The sequence below is a fragment of the Pseudomonas sp. PS01270 genome, from assembly GCF_029959775.1.
GTDB lineage: Bacteria > Pseudomonadota > Gammaproteobacteria > Pseudomonadales > Pseudomonadaceae > Aquipseudomonas > Aquipseudomonas atacamensis.
In genome coordinates, this window is record NZ_JASCPT010000219.1 from 1 (window position 1) to 4521 (window position 4521).

A 4521-nucleotide genomic window follows, 5' to 3' on the forward strand; every position below is an offset into this window, starting at 1 on the left:
TGCGCCAGATGATGGCGCTGATGGGCTGAAACGCCTTTTTTCGTCTGCTGTGAGCACAAAAGCAAACGCCCCGAACAAGTCGGGGCGTTTGCTGGAACCGCCGTCAGTGCGTTTTCACACAGTCTGCCTCGGCGGGTTTCTTTTTAATCAGCTCAACACTCAGGCTCAGTTGACCTTCGCGTTCAACTCACCCTTCAGATAACGCTGGTACATCGCTTCAAGCGAGATCGGTTTGATCTTCGAAGCATTACCAGCAGTACCAAACGCTTCGTAACGCGCGATGCACACGTCACGCATTGCTGTCACGGTGGCGCCGAAGAATTTACGTGGGTCGAATTCGCTCGGGTTGGTCGCCATCAGGCGACGCATGGCGCCGGTGGAGGCCAGGCGCAGGTCGGTGTCGATGTTGACCTTGCGCACGCCGTGCTTGATGCCTTCGACGATCTCTTCAACCGGGACGCCGTAGGTTTCTTTGATGTCGCCGCCGTACTGGTTGATGATCGCCAGCCACTCTTGTGGCACGGAGGACGAACCGTGCATCACCAGGTGGGTGTTGGGGATGCGCTTGTGGATTTCCTTGATGCGGTCGATCGCCAGCACGTCGCCGGTTGGTGGCTTGGTGAACTTGTAGGCGCCGTGGCTGGTGCCGATAGCGATGGCCAGGGCGTCGACCTGGGTGCGTTTGACGAAGTCAGCGGCTTCTTCCGGGTCGGTCAGCATCTGGCTGTGATCCAGAACGCCTTCGGCGCCGATGCCGTCTTCTTCACCGGCCATGCCGGTTTCCAGCGAACCCAGGCAGCCCAGCTCGCCTTCTACCGAAACGCCGCAGGCGTGGGCCATGGCCACGGTTTGTTGGGTAACGCGGACGTTGTAGTCGTAGTCGGTCGGGGTCTTGCCGTCTTCGCCCAGCGAGCCGTCCATCATCACCGAGCTGAAGCCCAGTTGAATCGAACGCTGGCAGACGTCAGGGCTGGTGCCGTGGTCCTGGTGCATGCACACCGGGATGTGCGGGAATTCTTCGATCGCCGCCAGGATCAGGTGACGCAGGAATGGTGCGCCGGCGTATTTGCGGGCGCCGGCCGAAGCCTGGACGATCACCGGGGAGTCAGTCTTGTCAGCGGCTTCCATGATGGCGCGCATCTGCTCAAGGTTGTTGACGTTGAAGGCTGGAACGCCGTAGCCGAACTCGGCTGCGTGGTCCAGCATCTGGCGCATGCTGATAAGTGCCATTGTGTGTGTCTCTCCCGGTTGAGGGTCGTTGATCGTGCCAGCCTGCCGGAGCGGCGGCGGCTATTCAAGTTAATGCAGATCGGGGGTTGAGGCCCGGTCTGGTGATTCGGTGTTACCAAAATCTTCTGAACGACACAGAACACCTGTGGGAGCGAGCTTGCTCGCGAATACGTCTTGGCATTCAACATTGATGCAAGCTGATCCACCGCTTTCGCGAGCAAGCTCGCTCCCACAGTTGGATCGGTTTCCACATTGGATCTGTGTTGTGTCAATTACTCGGCCTTGCAACCACGGCCAATCAGGTCATTGGTGGCGACCCAGTACACCAGGCCTTCATCACCCTTGACGTGAAACGCCAGCATGCCATCGCTGTACAGCGTGCCCGAGGCGCCCGGCTCTTCTTTCAGTCGATAGACCTGATCACCGCCGCCGAGGCGAACGTCGACTTCCTTCTGGCCGGCATCGGCGTAACGCCACAACACCTTGGCCTGGCTGTCGCAGGTCCAGGTCGTCCAGTTGTCTGCCGGGGCCGACGACTGAAACATATTCAACTGCGCGCAACCGCCCAACAATGCCAACGCCGCAACGGCGATCAAGCCTTTCATCCGTGTTCCTCGACTGACGACGCATGCCGCCAGCCCTGAGTTAAAGAGTCAGACCCGTCAAGGACAACCATGTTCCTTGACCGGGGTTTGCGTCTCGTATTTATCCAGACCGTCCGGCCCCGAGCGCTTGTTCAGCACCGGGTTGGTTTCGGCCTGCCAGTCGGCCTGGTAACAGCCCTTCTGCGGCTCGCTCGGTGCTGGCGTGGCGTCAGCCTTCGGGGTGCTCCCGCAGGCCGCCAGCGTACCGGTCAGCAACAACAGCGCTAACGACTTGACCATGTGAACACTCCTTTGCCTGGCCAAACGGACGGCCTCAGGCCTTGGCCCGGCTTTCCAGGACTTCAACGGCAGGCAGCACCTTGCCTTCGACGAATTCGAGGAACGCGCCACCACCGGTGGAAATGTAGGAGATCTGCTCAGCCACGCCATATTTATCGATCGCCGCCAGGGTGTCGCCACCGCCCGCGATGGAGAATGCCGAGCTTTCGGCAATGGCCTGGGCCAGCACTTTGGTGCCATTGCCGAACTGATCGAACTCGAACACGCCGACCGGGCCGTTCCACAGAATGGTTTTCGACGACTTCAGCAGCTCGGCGAAGTTGGCCGCGGTTTGTGGGCCGATGTCGAGAATCATGTCATCTGCCGCGACGTCAGCGATCAACTTCACAGTCGCTTCAGCGCTTTCGGCAAATTCCTTGGCGACCACGACGTCAACCGGCAACGGCACGCTGACTTTCGCCGCGATTTCACGGGCGGTGTCGAGCAGGTCCGGTTCATACAGCGACTTGCCGACCGGGTGGCCGGCGGCAGCGAGGAAGGTGTTGGCGATGCCGCCGCCGACGATCAGTTGATCGCAGATCTGGCTCAGGCTGTTGAGTACGTCGAGTTTGGTCGAGACCTTGGAGCCGGCAACAATGGCCGCCATTGGCTTGGCCGGTGCGCCCAGGGCTTTGCCCAGTGCGTCCAGTTCAGCGGCCAGCAACGGGCCGGCAGCGGCGACTTTGGCGAACTTGGCGACACCATGGGTCGAACCTTCGGCGCGGTGAGCAGTTCCGAAAGCATCCATCACGAACACGTCGCACAGGGCCGCGTACTGCTGGGCCAGGTCGTCGGCGTTCTTCTTCTCGCCCTTGTTGAAGCGTACGTTTTCGAACAGCACGATGTCGCCAGCCTTGACTTCAACACCACCGAGGTAATCAGCCACCAGCGGCACTTCGCGCCCGAGCGCTTTGCTCAGGTAGTCGGCGACAGGTTTCAGGCTGTTCTCGGCGGAAAATTCGCCTTCGGTCGGACGGCCCAGGTGCGAGCAGACCATCACTGCCGCGCCTTTTTCCAGGGCCAGCTTGATGGTCGGCAGCGAAGCCAGGATGCGCGCGTCGCTGGTGACAACACCGTCCTTGACGGGGACGTTGAGGTCTTCGCGGATCAATACGCGCTTACCTTGCAGATCGAGGTCGGACATCTTCAACACGGTCATGGGTCGCACTTCCTACGGTTTTTTTGAAGTTGCTGTTTGCAGATAGTGGTCTGCAACGTCCAGCATTCGGTTGGCAAAACCCCATTCGTTGTCGAACCAGGCCAGAATGTTCACCAGTTTGGGGCCGGAAACACGGGTCTGACTGGCATCGACGATGGCCGAATGTGGGTCATGGTTGAAATCACAGCTGGCGTGCGGCAACTCGGTGTAGGCCAGAAGGCCTTTGAGCGGGCCGCTGGTGGCGGCTTCGCGCAGGATCCGGTTGACCTCGTTGGCGTCAGTCGCGGTGGCGGTCTGCATCGTGATGTCGAGGCAGGACACGTTGACTGTCGGCACGCGCACGGCTTTGGCCTGAATTCGCCCGGCAAGTTCCGGCAGCAGGCGCTCGATACCGCGTGCCAGACCAGTGGACACCGGGATCACCGACTGGAACGCCGAACGCGTGCGGCGCAGGTCTTCGTCATGATAGGCGTCGATCACCGGCTGATCGTTCATCGCCGAGTGAATCGTAGTGATCGACACGTAATCGAGACCGATCGCCTGATCGAGCAGACGCAGCAGCGGCACGCCGCAATTTGTCGTGCACGAGGCGTTGGACACCAGCAGTTCGTCGCCGGTCAGGCAGTCCTGATTGACGCCGTAGACGATGGTAGCGTCGACATCCGCTTCGCTGGCCATCGGCTGCGAGAACAGCACACGCGGCGCGCCGGCATCGAGAAAACGCTGGCCATCGGCACGGGTGTGGTAAGCGCCGGAGCATTCCAGCACCAGATCGACGCCCAGCGACGCCCAATCGATGCCTTCAGGGGTGGCACTGCGCAGGACCTTCACGCAGTCGCCATTGATATGCAGACAATCGCCCTCAACCCGCACTTCGCCGGGAAAGCGGCCGTGGGTGGAGTCGAAGCGTGTCAGGTATTCGATGCTGGCCATGTCGGCCAGATCGTTGATCGCGACAATTTCAAACCCGGCCTGCGCGCCGCGCTCGAACAACGCCCGCAAGACGCAACGACCAATGCGGCCGTAGCCGTTGAGTGCAACTTTGTAGGGACGCGGTTGAGGCATGGGGTTCTCGATTACCGTGGTGAATCATGCAGTGCGATATTGCCTGAACCAACGCTTTCGCGAGCAGGCTCGCTCCCACAGGGAAATGCATTTCCCTGTGGGAGCGAGCCTGCTCGCGAAGGCGTCAGCCCGGGCCACACAACG

General features: G+C 60.7%; 6 protein-coding genes. 1 reads left to right on the forward strand and 5 read right to left on the reverse strand.

The window, feature by feature from the left end; genetic code table 11:
- The coding region (locus tag QMX86_RS27420) for a hypothetical protein (RefSeq protein WP_282390427.1) at positions 1-202 on the forward strand (202 nt) is incomplete at its 5' end.
- Here the strand turns inward: QMX86_RS27420 and fba are convergent.
- From fba to epd, 5 genes are all read right to left on the reverse strand, one after another.
- Complete coding sequence (gene fba, locus QMX86_RS27425; protein ID WP_008081027.1) at positions 166-1230, reverse strand: class II fructose-bisphosphate aldolase; 1065 nt, start codon at positions 1228-1230, stop codon at positions 166-168. The two genes, QMX86_RS27420 and fba, sit on opposite strands and share 37 nt — an antisense overlap.
- Positions 1231-1502: 272 nt before the next feature.
- Entirely contained in the window at positions 1503-1835 is a 333-nt protein-coding gene (locus QMX86_RS27430; RefSeq protein ID WP_282387601.1) for an MliC family protein, read from the reverse strand.
- Positions 1836-1892: 57 nt separating this feature from the next.
- The gene (locus tag QMX86_RS27435) at positions 1893-2114 is read right to left on the reverse strand and encodes a hypothetical protein (RefSeq protein WP_016772786.1); all 222 of its coding nucleotides are present in this window, start codon (positions 2112-2114) and stop codon (positions 1893-1895) included.
- A gap of 34 nt (positions 2115-2148) precedes the next feature.
- Positions 2149-3312: a phosphoglycerate kinase gene (locus QMX86_RS27440; RefSeq protein WP_016772785.1), complete on the reverse strand. Its 1164-nt coding sequence runs from the start codon at positions 3310-3312 to the stop codon at positions 2149-2151.
- Positions 3313-3324: 12 nt separating this feature from the next.
- The gene (gene epd / locus QMX86_RS27445) at positions 3325-4377 is read right to left on the reverse strand and encodes an erythrose-4-phosphate dehydrogenase (RefSeq protein ID WP_071173875.1); all 1053 of its coding nucleotides are present in this window, start codon (positions 4375-4377) and stop codon (positions 3325-3327) included.
- Positions 4378-4521 lie beyond the last annotated feature (144 nt).